The sequence below is a fragment of the Acuticoccus sediminis genome (assembly GCF_003258595.1).
Lineage (GTDB): Bacteria > Pseudomonadota > Alphaproteobacteria > Rhizobiales > Amorphaceae > Acuticoccus > Acuticoccus sediminis.
In genome coordinates this window covers 91,789-104,545 of the sequence record NZ_QHHQ01000009.1, presented here as the reverse complement: position 1 = coordinate 104,545, position 12,757 = coordinate 91,789, and the positions used below count along the sequence as shown (strand labels likewise).

General features: G+C 69.8%; 13 protein-coding genes. 2 read left to right on the top strand and 11 right to left on the bottom strand.

What is annotated here, in order from left to right:
- Nucleotides 1–897, bottom strand: a complete 897-nt coding sequence (locus DLJ53_RS29395) for an MBL fold metallo-hydrolase (protein ID WP_111351819.1) — start codon at nucleotides 895–897, stop codon at nucleotides 1–3.
- 187 nt (nucleotides 898–1,084) lie between these two features.
- On the opposite strand from DLJ53_RS29395, the gene DLJ53_RS29390 reads away from it, so the two are divergent.
- Nucleotides 1,085–2,095: an SIS domain-containing protein gene (locus tag DLJ53_RS29390; RefSeq protein WP_111351817.1), complete on the top strand. Its 1,011-nt coding sequence runs from the start codon at nucleotides 1,085–1,087 to the stop codon at nucleotides 2,093–2,095.
- Nucleotides 2,096–2,110: 15 nt separating this feature from the next.
- Here the strand turns inward: DLJ53_RS29390 and DLJ53_RS29385 are convergent, their stop codons facing one another.
- Nucleotides 2,111–2,944, bottom strand: a complete 834-nt coding sequence (locus DLJ53_RS29385) for an acetoacetate decarboxylase family protein (RefSeq protein WP_111351815.1) — start codon at nucleotides 2,942–2,944, stop codon at nucleotides 2,111–2,113.
- Nucleotides 2,945–3,269: 325 nt separating this feature from the next.
- Here DLJ53_RS29385 and DLJ53_RS29380 point away from each other — a divergent pair, with 325 nt between their 5' ends.
- The gene (locus tag DLJ53_RS29380; protein ID WP_111351813.1) at nucleotides 3,270–4,118 is read left to right on the top strand and encodes an amidohydrolase family protein; all 849 of its coding nucleotides are present in this window, start codon (nucleotides 3,270–3,272) and stop codon (nucleotides 4,116–4,118) included.
- A gap of 23 nt (nucleotides 4,119–4,141) precedes the next feature.
- Here DLJ53_RS29380 and DLJ53_RS29375 read toward each other — a convergent pair whose 3' ends face one another.
- The 9 genes from DLJ53_RS29375 to DLJ53_RS29335 all read right to left on the bottom strand — a co-directional run bounded on the left by DLJ53_RS29375 (nucleotide 4,142) and on the right by DLJ53_RS29335 (nucleotide 12,731).
- Nucleotides 4,142–4,933, bottom strand: coding sequence for an IclR family transcriptional regulator (locus DLJ53_RS29375; protein WP_111351811.1), 792 nt, complete (start codon nucleotides 4,931–4,933; stop codon nucleotides 4,142–4,144).
- 84 nt (nucleotides 4,934–5,017) lie between these two features.
- Nucleotides 5,018–6,382, bottom strand: a complete 1,365-nt coding sequence (locus DLJ53_RS29370) for a phenylacetate--CoA ligase family protein (RefSeq protein ID WP_111351810.1) — start codon at nucleotides 6,380–6,382, stop codon at nucleotides 5,018–5,020.
- A 39-nt stretch (nucleotides 6,383–6,421) separates the two neighbouring features.
- Nucleotides 6,422–7,207, bottom strand: a complete 786-nt coding sequence (locus DLJ53_RS29365; RefSeq protein ID WP_111351809.1) for a GntR family transcriptional regulator — start codon at nucleotides 7,205–7,207, stop codon at nucleotides 6,422–6,424.
- A 105-nt stretch (nucleotides 7,208–7,312) separates the two neighbouring features.
- A complete protein-coding gene (locus DLJ53_RS29360) occupies nucleotides 7,313–8,029 on the bottom strand; it encodes an ABC transporter ATP-binding protein (RefSeq protein ID WP_111351807.1) in 717 nt (238 codons plus the stop codon).
- 4 nt (nucleotides 8,030–8,033) lie between these two features.
- Complete coding sequence (locus tag DLJ53_RS29355; protein ID WP_111351805.1) at nucleotides 8,034–8,786, bottom strand: ABC transporter ATP-binding protein; 753 nt, start codon at nucleotides 8,784–8,786, stop codon at nucleotides 8,034–8,036.
- Nucleotides 8,770–9,756: a branched-chain amino acid ABC transporter permease gene (locus DLJ53_RS29350; RefSeq protein WP_111351803.1), complete on the bottom strand. Its 987-nt coding sequence runs from the start codon at nucleotides 9,754–9,756 to the stop codon at nucleotides 8,770–8,772. Before DLJ53_RS29350 ends, DLJ53_RS29355 begins: the two co-directional genes overlap by 17 nt.
- A gap of 2 nt (nucleotides 9,757–9,758) precedes the next feature.
- Nucleotides 9,759–10,634, bottom strand: a complete 876-nt coding sequence (locus DLJ53_RS29345) for a branched-chain amino acid ABC transporter permease (protein ID WP_111351802.1) — start codon at nucleotides 10,632–10,634, stop codon at nucleotides 9,759–9,761.
- Between the two features lie 62 nt (nucleotides 10,635–10,696).
- A complete protein-coding gene (locus DLJ53_RS29340; RefSeq protein ID WP_111351801.1) occupies nucleotides 10,697–11,854 on the bottom strand; it encodes an ABC transporter substrate-binding protein in 1,158 nt (385 codons plus the stop codon).
- A gap of 19 nt (nucleotides 11,855–11,873) precedes the next feature.
- Nucleotides 11,874–12,731, bottom strand: a complete 858-nt coding sequence (locus DLJ53_RS29335) for an amidohydrolase family protein (RefSeq protein ID WP_162409671.1) — start codon at nucleotides 12,729–12,731, stop codon at nucleotides 11,874–11,876.
- Nucleotides 12,732–12,757: the final 26 nt, after the last annotated feature.

The window sequence follows — 12,757 nt, the reverse complement described above, 5'->3', positions numbered from 1 at the left end:
CTACCCTCCAGTGGTAAGGTCTGCGGCCCGTGCGGCGGGCCCTCCGTCGTGACCGTCCGTGGCGAGCGGCCGCCACAGCGCGCGGTCCGGCCCCGCCGCGATGCGGCCGAACTGGAGGCCGTCGCGGAAGTGGCCCGCGGCCAGGATCCAGCCCTCCCGCGCCGCCGCGTCGATGAAGGCGCGGCGGGAGATGCGGGCGCGGGCCGCGTCGTGGTCGGCGCGGTGGGACCAGTCCGGCCGCTCCACCTGCGCCGGTGCGTGGAAGACGTCGCCGCACACCGCGAGCGTCCGCCCGTCCGCCGTGAAGAGGATCGCCTGGTGGCCGGGCGTGTGCCCCGGCGTCGCGCGGTAGCTGACGCCCGGCAGGATCTCCGCCCCGCCGGCGAGCGGCGTGACGCGCCCTGCCGCGATCAGGGGCCGGATCGAGGCCTCGAAGGCCTCGGCGTGGTGGGCTCCCATCCCCGGCGCGCCGGCGGCGAAGAAGGCCGCGTCCGCCGCGGGCACGAAGTACCTGGCACGGCCGAACACCGGCGCGCCGCCGTCGCTCGCCCAGCCGACGTGGTCCATGTGGAGGTGGGTGAAGACGACCGCGTCGACGTCGTCCGTCGTCAGGCCCGCCGCCGCCAGCAGCGGCGGCAGCCGGCCCTCGAGCCCGCCGAGGTAGGCGTTCGGGCCCCGACCGATGCCGGCGTCGCACAGGACGCGCGTCGCGCCGATCGTCACCAGGAAGGCGCCGAGGCTCGGCTGGAAGCGGCCCGCGGGGTCGAGCCCCGGCAGGGTCACCGACGCCCACTCGGCCGCGTCGACGGCCGGAAAGGACCAGGTCACCGCCACCGGATCCGGCACGGCGTCGATCAGGGGATGAACCGTGATCCGACCGAGGTCCAAGGGCGGCAAGGGCCCCTCCCATTTAGTTCTGCAATGGAACTAAATGGACGACTTCGACTTGTGTCAAGGATATTTGAGCGCTACCTCACGGCCCGATGGCGCAATCATCGCGCTATTCGTCAGAAAATTTGCCAATTGAGGCGAAAGCGAGGTTCCCTTGGCGTCCCCGCCCCCTCCAGGCCCGCCCCCTGCCGGAATGCTGGCCGAAGCCGGTCAGGCCGCCGGCGCCGTCGCCACGATGCTCCCCCGCGCCGAGGGCGCGCTCGCCGACCTCGCCCGCCGCGTCGCCGCCCGTCCGCCGCCGGTGATCACCACCGCGGCGCGCGGCTCCTCCGACCATGCCGCGAGCGTCTTCAAGTACCTGGTGGAGCTCGGCGCCGGGATCCCGGTCGCCTCGATCGGCCCGTCCATCGCCTCGGTCTACGCGCGCCCCCTGCGCCTTTCGGACGCGCTCCATGTCACGGTCTCGCAGTCCGGCCAGAGCCCGGACCTCGTCGCGCTCCAGGATGCGGCGAAGGCGGGCGGCGCGCTCACCCTGGCGGTGGTCAATACGCCCGGCAGCCCGGTCGCGGCCGGCGCGGACATCGTCGTCGACATCTGCGCCGGACCGGAGCGCAGCATCGCCGCGACGAAGACGTTCATCGCCTCAGCCGCGGCCCTCGCCGCCGTTGCCGCCGCGATCGCCGCCGACGCGTCCCTCGAGGCTGCCCTCGCCGCGCTGCCCGAGGCGCTCGACGGATCGCAGGCCCTGCCGGACCCCGCTCTCGTCGCCGCCCTTGCGTCGACGACGAGCCTCTTCTGCGTCGGCCGCGGCCCGGCGCTCGGCCTCGCCGCCGAGGCAGCGTTGAAGTTCAAGGAGCTCGCGGCGCTCCACGCCGAGGCGTTCTCGCTGGCGGAGGTCATGCACGGCCCGCTCGGCCTCGTGCGCCCCGGTTTCCCCGTGCTCGGCTTCGTCCCGGAGGACGACGCGCTGTCGCTGGGCCGGGCGGCGCTGGAGCGGCTGGCGGAAGCGGGCGCCAACCTCGCCACCTTCTCCCCCGCGCTGCTGCCCGGCCGCACGCTGCCGATGCCGCGCACCGGCGCGGCGGCGATCGACGCCCTCGCCGCGATGCCGGCCTTCTACCGGCTCGTCCACGCGGTCGCCCTCGCGCGCGGTCGCGACCCGGAGGCGCCGCCGCACCTCGCCAAGGTCACCCACACCGCGTGAGGGCGCGCCGCCGGCTCAGCCGACCTCGGGCTCGAAGTCGAGATCCTCGTCGAGGACGGTCGCCGGATAGGCCGGCAGGACCCACCCGGTCTCGCGGATGGAGCAGCCCGTCACAGTGACCTCGCCGAAGGCGTCGAGCCGTTCGTCCCCGCAGGACCCGAACGACAGCTTCGCCTCGGCGAACATCGGCTCGGACGCCCACCCGCTGTGCGGCTCGATCCTGAGGAGCTGGCGGATGCGGTGGCGCGGGTCGCCGTCCGGCGCGACGAGATGGCGGACGGAGTAGAACCCGTCGAAGGGCGGGATCCGCGACGGTGCGATGTCGTCGCTCAGCGTCCCCTCGACCTCGATGATGGACTGGCCGTAGCGGCTGATGCGGGCGCCGAAGGTCTTGCGCGTCCCGACCGGGGCGTGGCGCACGCCGGGATCGGGAACGATCGGCCAGACGATGTCGATGTCGGCCATCTTCTTCGGCCAGCCGAGCACCTCGCGCGCCTTGTAGACCGCCCAGTCCCGGTCGAGCCACATGCCGAGATTGAAGTGCCGCTCGGCGGGGTCGCCGGGGATCGTCACCGCCACGGTCACGCAGACCTCGTGGTAGGCGTTGTAGCCGATGTCGCGCGCCGGCTCGCCGACCGGATTGCGCGTGAGGTGGTAGAGCTTCAGGAACGCCGAGTGCGGGTCGACGGGCCTGAGCGGCGCCGGCAGCCAGCGGCCGAGGTCCACCGGCGTGGTGAAGGTCAGATAGATCACGCGGCCGATGTAGCGCTCGTCCGCCATCCGGTAGCTGGACAGGACATCCACCCCGAACGGGGCCGAAGCGCCGATCAACTTTCCACTCGACGTCATACCGTCCTCATCCCTTTCCGCCCCTCGGGCACCGGCGGCACGCCGCCGCGCTGCCGCCGACCGTCACGCCCGGCCCCAGTGTTCCGCCAAGAGAAACATGTGGCACGTCTCCGAGCGTAAAGTCCTGCACCGGACCGAGCAAGTGTCTCATCCATCGTTGTTGAATATTTTCAAATCGAGACAGATTTTTGTGACCGCTTCGTCTTGCACTCTGGCTGCATTGCCCGAGAATACCGGCCGGACGCACGCGTGAATACACGTCGTCTGTTCCGCCCATCGGAACAGGTCGTGCCGTGCGGTCCGGGACGGATAGGAAGGAGCCTTCATGGCAACGGTCGTCGACTCTTCGATCAACTATCGCGGGCATACCAAGCTGCCCTTCTACCAGTCGGAACTGCGCCGGCCCGCGCGCGAACGCGCCTCGCGCCCGTGGACGGCGGAGACGCTCCTTCCCGTGCTCGACGACGCGGGCGTCGACAAGGCCGTCCTGCTGTCGAGCATCGCCGCCGCGGGCGTCGGTGGCGAACCCGACGCGATCCACGCCGACGAAGTCTACCCGGCACTCCTCAAGGCACCGGACCGGCTCTACGGCTACGTCGGCCTCAATCCGACGCTGCCGATCCGGGAGAACCTGCGCTACCTCGACTACGCCATCGGCGAGCTCGGATTCCGCGGCGCGCACGTCTACCCGCACTGGTGGGGCATCCGCATCGACGACCGGAGCTACTGGCCGCTCTACGCCAAGTGCGAGGAGCTGCAGGCCCCCATCATGCTGCAGGTCGGCTCGCCGACACCGCGCAACCGCGCCACGATCGCGGCCAGGCCGAGCTGGCTCGACCCCGTCGCCTTCGACTTCCCGGAGCTGACCATCCTCGGCATCCACATCGGCACGCCCTGGGCCGACGAGATGATCATGATGTGCCGCAACTACGAGAACGTCTACATGATCGCCGACGCCCACCACCCGTCGACGTGGGAGCCGCAGCTCGTCCAGTACCTCAACGGCGGCGGCCGCCAGAACCTCGACGGCATCCAGAAGATCATCTGGGGCTCCGACTGGCCGATCCAGGACATCAAGACGTCCCTCAACGAGGCCAAAGAGCTGCCGATCTCGCCCGAAGCCTACGACAACCTGATGGGCCTCAACGCGCTCCGGGTCATGAACCTCGGCTGACCGCGCCGCGCGGGCCGCGCCGTTCAGCGGTCCGCGCCCGCGAAGTGGCGGCTGATCCGCCGGGCGACCGCCACGACCATCGGCACGAGGCGCGCGATCACCGGGTCGTCGAACCGGTACAGTGGCCCGCAGACGCTGATCGCGCCCGCCACCCGGCCGCCGGCGGCGAAGATCGGCGCGGCGACCGACGCCGCGCCGGGCTGCCGCTCGCCCCGCGTCGCCGCGTAGCCCCGCCTCCGGACCTCCTCCAGCGCGGCCAGCAGCGTCCCGCGGTCGGTGATCGTGCCCGCGGTCAGCGCCGGCAGCGCGCCGTCGAGCACCCTGTCGCGGTCCCGCCCGTCGAGATTGGCCAGAATCGCCTGACTGGACGCGCCGGCATGGAGCGGGTAGCTGCGCCCCAGCTCCACCGTCATCGTGATCTCCTGCGGGGAGACGTACTGCTCCACGTACGCCCGGCCGTCGTTGACCAGCAGCGAGAGCGTCGTCGTCTCGCCGGTCGCGCTGCGCAGCTCGATCAGCTCCGGCCGGGAGATGTCGCGGATATCCATCTGCGAGAGCATCCGGGCGCCCAGCATCGCGGCCGCCGGGCCGAGGTCGTAGGCGCGCGTGCCCGCCGCGTACTGCAGCAGGCCCTTGGCGACCAGCGACTGCAGGATCCGGTGCACCACCGCCTTGCTGAGGCCGAGCTGGCGGGAGAGCGCCGTCACCCCGAGGCGCGGCTCGCCGGCCGAGAAGGCGAGGAGCACGTCGGCGACCCGGTCGGCCGCCGTCGTTCCCCTGACCGGATCCGCCGTATCGCCCTCGTCCGTCGCCATCGTTCCGTCCGTCCCCGCCGGCAGCCCCGTCCCGGGCTCCGGCGCATCACATCCCCGAACCACCTGCCCGGTCCGCGCGGCGCCTCAGTCCGGCCGTCTGCGCAGGTCGATGATCGGCTTCGCCTTCCAGTTCCCGCCGCCGAGCGCCGCGTCGTCGGCGGCGACCAGTTCCACGACCGGACTGACGCCGACGGTCGCCTTCACCTTGTCGGCAACGCGCCGCACGAGCGCATCGTCCGCCACCCCGCGCGGGGACAGCCTGATGACGAGCCGGTCCATCGACAGCGCATCGGCGGCGTCCTCCTTGTCCACGTAGGCCTGGAATGCGGCGATGCCGGCCTCAGCGGCCAGTCCGTCCACCAGCGCCTGCGGGTTCACCAGCATGCCCTTGATCTTCACGAACCCGTCGCGCCGGACCGGGACACTCACGAGCCGCTCCGTCAGCGCGCCGCAGTGGGGGCAACGCTCGCGGGTGAGGCGGGCGGTGTCGCCGAGCGCGTAGCGCAGCATCGTGGTGCCGCGACGGTCGAGATGGGTGAGGAGGATGAGGCCCTCCTCGCCGTCGGCCACCGGCTCGTGCGTCTCCGGGTCGACGGCCTCGAAGGCGAACTGGAGCGGCGCGGGATTGTGGTAACCGGCGCCGGGCACGCACTCGACCATGCCGCCCTGCATCTCCGTCGCGCCGTAGGAGACGCTGACCCTGGGGTCCGGCGCGCCGAGCCGCTTCAGCCGCTCCACGAGGTCGCGCCGCGCCTCCTCGCCGAACCCCTCGCCGGTCACGAACACGAGCCGGACCGACGGCAGGCGGACCCCCATCTCCTCCGCGCGGCCCAGCATCTTGCGGATGTACGACGGCACGCCCCAGAGGATGGTCGCGCCGGACCGGCCCGCCAGCGCACACACCTCGTCCATGCGGTTGCCGAGGTCAGGGTGGCGCGGGCTCGGCGAGCCCGGCATCGCTGCGACCACGGGGATGCCGTAGGCCGCCGCCGCGTTCATCGCCCTTGCGAAGGCACCGTGCGGATGACGCGTCAGCGGGAAGAGGTTGAGGATCGTGTCGTCCGCCGTCACCCCGCGCAGCCGCAGCATGTTCCGGTTGAGCGCCAGCACGTTGAGGAAGTCGTAGGACGTCGATGTGAACGGGGTCGGGTCCCCCGTCGACCCGGTCGTGTACATCACGTCCCAGACGATGCGCTCCTCGGCGTCGACGCTCGCCGGCAGGTCGAGCGTGAACCCCGCCGGGTTGCCGACATAGTCCGACTTGCCCGTCACCGGCAGGCGCGGCAGGTCGGCGACGCCGGCGATGTCCGCCCGGCGGATGCCCCGCTCCGCGAACAGCGCCCGGTAGTGCGGGTGGCAGTCGAAGATCCGGTCGAGAGTCGCGCCGAACACCTCGTCGCGGGCCCGCGTCAGGTCCTCGGGGGTCTGGAAGGTGAGGTCGTCGGCCAATGGGCTACTCCTGGCGGGGACGGGTGAGGAAGGCGGCCATCAGGAGCGCGGGCTGTCCGGGCTCCACAGCGCGGCGTTCTCCCCTTCCACCCGCGACATGGTCATGTGGTACTCGTAGACGTCGGGCCGGTAGAGCGCGTTGAGGTACTCGATCGGACGGTCGTTCTGGTCGAACACCGTGCGCTTGACCCAGAGGAGCGGCGAGCCCGTCTCGACGCCGAGGAGCGGCGCGACCATCGTGTCGGCGAGCTTGGCGGAGACCGACTGGTCCGCCGCGGAGATCTTCACCCCGGCGCGCTCCATCAGCATCAGGAGCGGCGTCTCGGAGAGCTCGCGCTCCTCGTACTGACGGCCGACATCCTCCGGCAGGTAGGTCGTGAGATGCGAGAACGGGACGTTCTCGTGGAAGCGCACGCGGACGGCGCGCTGCACCGTGGCGCCCGGCGCCAGCTTCAGCTTCTCGGCGACGGCCGGCGGCGCGGGCACGTAGCCGAACTCCTCGAGCCTGACGCGGGTGCGCAGCCCCATCGCCACCAGGTTCTCGAAGATGCCGCGCAGGTTGGCCGAGATCGCCTGCGGTGCGGCCGGCCGGCGGGCGAAGGTCCCGCGGCCGCGGCTGCGGCTGACCCAGCCCTCCTGCTTCAGCCGGTCCATCGCGCGGCGGATCGTGATCCGCGAGACGTTGAAGAGGTGGGAGAGCTCGTGCTCCGACGGGATCGGCGTGTCGGCGGCGAACTGCTCCTCCTCGATCTGCTGGCGCAGGACGAGGTAGACCTGATGGTGGAGCGGAACGACGCCGTTGTTCAAGCTGATGTCCTTGCGCATCCCGCGGCTCCCCCCGGTGTTCTCTCTCGTCGTCGGCCCATCGATCGGCGTCCCGCGCCCGTTCCCCGCCCGTTCCACGCCAGGGCGCTCCGCCGGCGCCCCGGTCTAGCCGCGCACCCCCATGTAGAGGCGCGAGACGCGCTCGTCGGCGATCAGCGCCCGCGCCTCGTCCTGGATGCGCACCTGGCCGAGCTCCAGGACATAGCCGCGGTCCGAGGCCATCAGCGCCTTCTTCACGTTCTGCTCCACCATCAGGATCCCCTTGCCGGCCTCGGCGAGGCGGCGCGCCGTGGAGAAGACGAGGTCCACCATCTTCGGCGCGAGGCCGATGGACGGCTCGTCCAGCATCACCACCTTGGGGTCCATGATCAGCGTGCGGGCGATCTCCAGCATGCGCTGCTCCCCGCCCGAGAGGCTCGCCGCATACTCGGCCCGGCGCGCCTTCAGGATCGGGAACATCTCCTCCACCATTGCCGTCCGCTCGTGGAGGAGCGCCTTGTCGTCGAGCAGGTAGCCGCCCATGCGCAGGTTTTCCGCGATCGTCAGCTTGGGAAAGACGCTGTGATGCTGCGGGATGTAGGCCAGGCCCACCGTCAGCATCCTGTACGGGCTGACGGACATGATATCCGCCCCGTCCAGCGCCACCGCGCCGCCGCGCACCGGCACCATGTTGAAGATGCTCTTCAGCATCGTCGACTTGCCGGCGCCGTTCTGGCCGATCACGGTGACGATCTCGCCCGCGGCGACGTCAAGGTCGATGCCGTCGACGATGAGCCGCCCGCCGTACCCGCCCTTGAGCCCGCGAACCTTCAGCATGCTCATGCGCCTACCCCAGATACGCGTCGATGACGCGCTCGTTCGCCTGGACCGCGTCGGGCGCGCCCTGCATCAGCACCTGGCCCTGGTGCATCACGACGATCTCCTGCGCCAGCGACATGATGAACTCCATGTTGTGCTCGACGATCAGGAAGATGATCTTCGTTTCCGCGTAGATCTCCTTGAGGAAGTCGTGCAGCGTGTTGAGGAGCGTCGGGTTGATGCCGGACGCGGGCTCGTCGAGCAGCAGGATGCGGGGCTTCGACATCAGGCAGGAGACGATCTCCAGCAGGCGCCGCTGCCCGTAGGAGAGCGCGCCGGCGGGACTGTCCGCGTACTGCTCCAGGTTGATCAGCTTCAGCATGCGGCGCGCCTCGGCCTCCGCCTCCCGGCGCCGGCGCGTGTTGCGGGTGAAGGCCTGCAGCAGTTCGGTGCCGATGTGCTTGTCCTGCGCGGCGAAGAGCACGTTGTCGAGGCAGGTCTCCTCCGGGAGCACGCGGCACTCCTGGAAGGTGCGCGCCAGCCCCTCACGGGCCAGCCTGTAGGGCGCGACCCCGTCGATCCGCTCGGCATGGAAGCGGACCGAGCCCGCGTCCGGGATCTGCCGGCCGCAGATGATGTCGAACATCGTCGTCTTGCCGGCCCCGTTCGGGCCGATCAGCCCGTAGATGCCGGCATGGTCGAGCGTGAAATTCGCCCCGTCGATGGCGCGGATGCCGCCGAACGTCTTGACGATGCCGGAGACCTCAAGAATAGCCGACAACGGTCTTCTCCCTGCGTCCCAGCTTCTTGTAGGCGCTCTCGGCGAGGCCGCAGATGCCGCGCGGCGCGAACCGGGCGAGCACCAGCAACACGAAGCCGAAGAAGATGAAGCGCATCTCCGCCGCGATGCGCAGGAACTCCGGCACCGCGATGAAGGTGATCGCGCCGACGACCGGTCCGACGAGGTAGCCCGCGCCGCCGAGGATGAGCATCATCATCAGGTTGATGCTCTCGTGCATGTCGAACGACATCGGCGCCGCGGCGCGCAGGAAGAGCACCTTCATCGCCCCGCCGGCGCCGGCAATCGCGGTCGACAGCGCGAACGCCATCAGCTTGTGGCCGAAGACGTTGACGCCCCGCGCCGAGGCGAGCGCCTCGTCCTGCCGCACCGAGGAGAGCGAGCGGCCGAAGTCGGAGCGGACCAGCACGAACTGCAGCGCGAAGATCAGCGCCGTGACGACGAAGGTGAGCATGTAGAAACCCGTCAGCGAGCGGAACTCGAAGTCGATCGGGCCGATGCTGAACGGGGCGGGACGCGGGATGCCGGGCAGGCCCTCCGCCCCGCCGGTGAGCGCGTCGAGGTTGTTGAAGAGCGTGAACAGGATCATCCCCACCGCCAGCGTCACGACGATGAAGAAGTGGCTGCGCAGGCGCAGGCACGGGATCCCCACCAGGACACCGAGGACGCCCGCCGCCAGCGCCCCGCCCAGCAGCGCCGGCACGAACGGCACCCCGACGTCCTTCATCAGCAGCGCCGTCGTGTACGCGCCGACCCCGGCGAAGCCCATGTGGCCGAGCGAGACGAGGCCGGTGTAGCCGTAGAGGATGTTCACGCCGATCGCGGGGATCGTGTAGCAGAGCGCGAGGGTCAGCACGTAGAGGACGTACGGCTGGCCGCCGAAGATCAGCGGAGCCAGCGCGCCCAGCACCAGGCACGCGAGCGCCGCGAGGTTCGAGAAGGATCGTGTCATCGTCAGTGCTCCCCGCGCACCCGAACGCCGAAGATGCCCCAGGGGCGGATGAGCAGCATGAGGATCAGGACCCCGAAGACGATCGTGTCGCGGTAGTCCGTCGGCACCACGAGCGTGGACAGCGACTCCACGATGCCGATGCCGAGCCCGCCGACGATGGCGCCCGGCACGCTCCCCATGCCGCCGATGATGATGGCCGAGAGCGCCTTCAGCATCGGCGCGTCGCCCATCTGCGGGAAGATCAGGAACAGCGGGCCGAGCAGCGCCCCGCCGAGTCCGGCGAGCGCCGAGGCGATCATGAAGGTGAGCGTGTAGACCCGGTTCGGGTCGATCCCGACGACGACGGCCGCCTCGGGGTGCTGGCTCGTCGCGCGCATCGCGGTGCCGAGCCGCGTGCGCGTCAGGAAGAGGTAGAGCGCGGCGACCGACACCGCGACGACGCCGATGATGACGAAGTGCTGCACCGTGAACGAGAGCTGGCCGATGCGCACCAGCGCCTCGACCGGAGGCGGGCGCATCTGCAGCGCGTGCGGCCCCCAGATCTGCACGACACCGTTCTGGATGATCATGATGAGGCCGAGCGAGGCGACGATCTGCATGCGCAGGTTGTCGCGCAGCGCCCGGAAGACGGCCCGCTCGAGCAGGACGCCGATCAGCGCGAGGGAGACCATCGCGCCGAGGATCGCGAGCGGATAGCTGCCCGTCAGGTTGAAGAAGAACAGGTGGGCCAAGTAGCCCCCGACCATGAACAACACGCCATGCGCGAAGTTGAGGACGTGCATGACGCCGTAGATCAGCACCATGCCCAGCGCCATGAGCACGTAGATCGAGCCCATCATGGTGCCGTTGATGAATTGTTCGAAGATGGCTGTCGTCATGGCCGATCCGGGTGTGAGCGGACGGGTGGGTCGGCCGCTCCGAAGAGCGGCCGGTCAGCGGATCAGCCCGCGCCGCACTCGGCGGCGAGGTCGGCCGGGGCGATGATCTTGCGCGTGCCGTCGTCGCACCACTCGGTGATGTAGACCGGCGGCGAGGCCTGGCCCGTCTCGTCGAACTTGATCGGGCCGATGACGCCGTCGAAGGAGATTTCGGAGAGCGCGTCGCGGATCGCCTCGGGATCGGTGGTGGTCCCGGCGGCCTTCATCGCCTCGACCGCGGCGAAGATGCCGTCATAGGACTGCGCCGCGAAGCCGTGCGATTCCTCGCCGTACTTCGCCTTGTAGGCGTCCGAGAAGGTCTTGATGCGCTCGATCGGGGCGTTCGGCGGGAAGGCGCTGTACTGCACCATGCCGCCCAGATACTCGGCGTTCAGGCGGTCGAGGAAGCGGTTCGAGCCCATCGCCAGGGTGCCGACGAGCTGCACCTCGAGGCCCGCGTCGCGGATCTGGCGGATCGCCAGCGCGCCCGGCTCCTCGTCCATCAGCAGCATGACCGACTTGCTGCCGGCGTTGCGGATGTTGGTGATGTGGTTGGCGAAGTCGACCTCGCCGACGTTGAAGAATCCGACGTAGCCGATCTCGTAGTTGTCGCCGAGCAGCTTCTGGATGCCGTTGGCGCCGCCGCGGCCGGCGTCGTTGTTCCAGGCGATGAAGGACAGCGGCGCGCCGTCGATCGACTGGATGTATTGCGCCAGCGCGGCGTTCAGCTGGTTGCTGTTGGCGTTGATGCGGAAATAATACGGGTTGTCCTGCTCGGTCAGGCTGGCGGCGGTCGGCACCGTCGTGATCAGCGGCACGCCGAAGTCCTGCGCGATCGGTCCCTCGGCCGCGGCGACCGGGCTGCACAGCTCGCCCAGCACCACCGGCACCTGGTCGACGGTCACGAGGCGCTGCATCGCCGAGGCGCCCTCGGCGGCATTGCAGCGCGTGTCGTAGACCTGAAGCGCCAGCTTGTAGGTCGTGTCGCCGACCTGGAAGCCGCCGGCCCCGTTGATCTGCTCGACGGCGAGCTCGAAGCCGTTCATCTGGAACTTGCCGGGCGCGGCGAGGGGGCCCGTCTGCGCGGTGACGATCCCGAACGTCACCGTCTCATCCTGCGCATACGCCGCCGACGCCATCAGCGCGGTGGCGAGCGCGGCCGTCAACATTCGCTTCATCATTGCTCTGTCGTCCCCCTGATCAGCTCAGTCCATAGACGCGCAATGCGTTGTCCCGCAGGAACAGGCGCTTGGCGGTATCGCGAAGGCCGAGACCGTCGATCTCGTCCATCGTCCTCTTGAAGGCCAGCACCGGGAAGTCGGTGCCGAACATCACTTTCTCACGGCCGTAGGTGTTGATGTAATGCGTGAACGACTGCGGCCAGTATTTCGGACTGTGGGCGTCCGACCCGATGAAGACGTTCTCGTGCTTCCACGCCATGGCGATCATCTCGTCCACCCACGGGATGCCGATGTGGATGCCGATGAGCTTCAGCTCTGGGAAGTCACACGCGATATCGTCGAGCAGGTACGGCCGCGCGACGCTGCGCAGCGGGCGCTTGTCATAGTAGACGAGCGACTGGCCCACCTGCATCTGGATCGGAATGCCGAGCTCCACGCACTTGGCGTAGAACGGGTAGTACTTGCGGTGGTTCGGCTCGAGCTCGAACCAGTGCGGGTACGTATGCGCGCCGATGAAACCCATGTCCCGCACCGCCGCCTCGAGGCGGCGCACCCCGGCCATCCCCTCGGTCGGGTCGACACCCGCGAGGCCGCAGAAGCGGTCCGGATAGGCGGCGACCGCCTCGGCCACCCACTCGTAGGGCATGTGCCAGGCACCGGGCGTGCCCTCCTGGCCGAGCTTGCAGGCGATGAGGAAGGACCGTTCGATCCCGGCCTCGTCCATCTGCCGGATCATGTCCTCGTGCGTCACCGACGCGACGTCCGCGTCCGCCCGGCCGATCTTTTTGGTGTGGAACGTGCGTGTCCACTCCGGCCGCGCCGCGACGATCTGCGGCGTCAGGGGGTTCACCACGATGTCGATGGCTTCGAATGACATTCCGGTGTCGTACCCCGTTGTAATCT

What these genes read in the sequence shown, in the direction of transcription:
- DLJ53_RS29390 (WP_111351817.1), top strand. Translation starts at nt 1,085, where the DNA reads ATGCTGGCCGAAGCCGGTCAGGCCGCCGGCGCCGTCGCCACGATGCTC.
- DLJ53_RS29385 (WP_111351815.1), bottom strand. Translation starts at nt 2,944, where the DNA reads ATGACGTCGAGTGGAAAGTTGATCGGCGCTTCGGCCCCGTTCGGGGTG.
- DLJ53_RS29380 (WP_111351813.1), top strand. Translation starts at nt 3,270, where the DNA reads ATGGCAACGGTCGTCGACTCTTCGATCAACTATCGCGGGCATACCAAG.
- DLJ53_RS29375 (WP_111351811.1), bottom strand. Translation starts at nt 4,933, where the DNA reads ATGGCGACGGACGAGGGCGATACGGCGGATCCGGTCAGGGGAACGACG.
- DLJ53_RS29365 (WP_111351809.1), bottom strand. Translation starts at nt 7,207, where the DNA reads ATGCGCAAGGACATCAGCTTGAACAACGGCGTCGTTCCGCTCCACCAT.
- DLJ53_RS29360 (WP_111351807.1), bottom strand. Translation starts at nt 8,029, where the DNA reads ATGAGCATGCTGAAGGTTCGCGGGCTCAAGGGCGGGTACGGCGGGCGG.
- DLJ53_RS29350 (WP_111351803.1), bottom strand. Translation starts at nt 9,756, where the DNA reads ATGACACGATCCTTCTCGAACCTCGCGGCGCTCGCGTGCCTGGTGCTG.
- DLJ53_RS29345 (WP_111351802.1), bottom strand. Translation starts at nt 10,634, where the DNA reads ATGACGACAGCCATCTTCGAACAATTCATCAACGGCACCATGATGGGC.
- DLJ53_RS29340 (WP_111351801.1), bottom strand. Translation starts at nt 11,854, where the DNA reads ATGATGAAGCGAATGTTGACGGCCGCGCTCGCCACCGCGCTGATGGCG.
- DLJ53_RS29335 (WP_162409671.1), bottom strand. Translation starts at nt 12,731, where the DNA reads ATGTCATTCGAAGCCATCGACATCGTGGTGAACCCCCTGACGCCGCAG.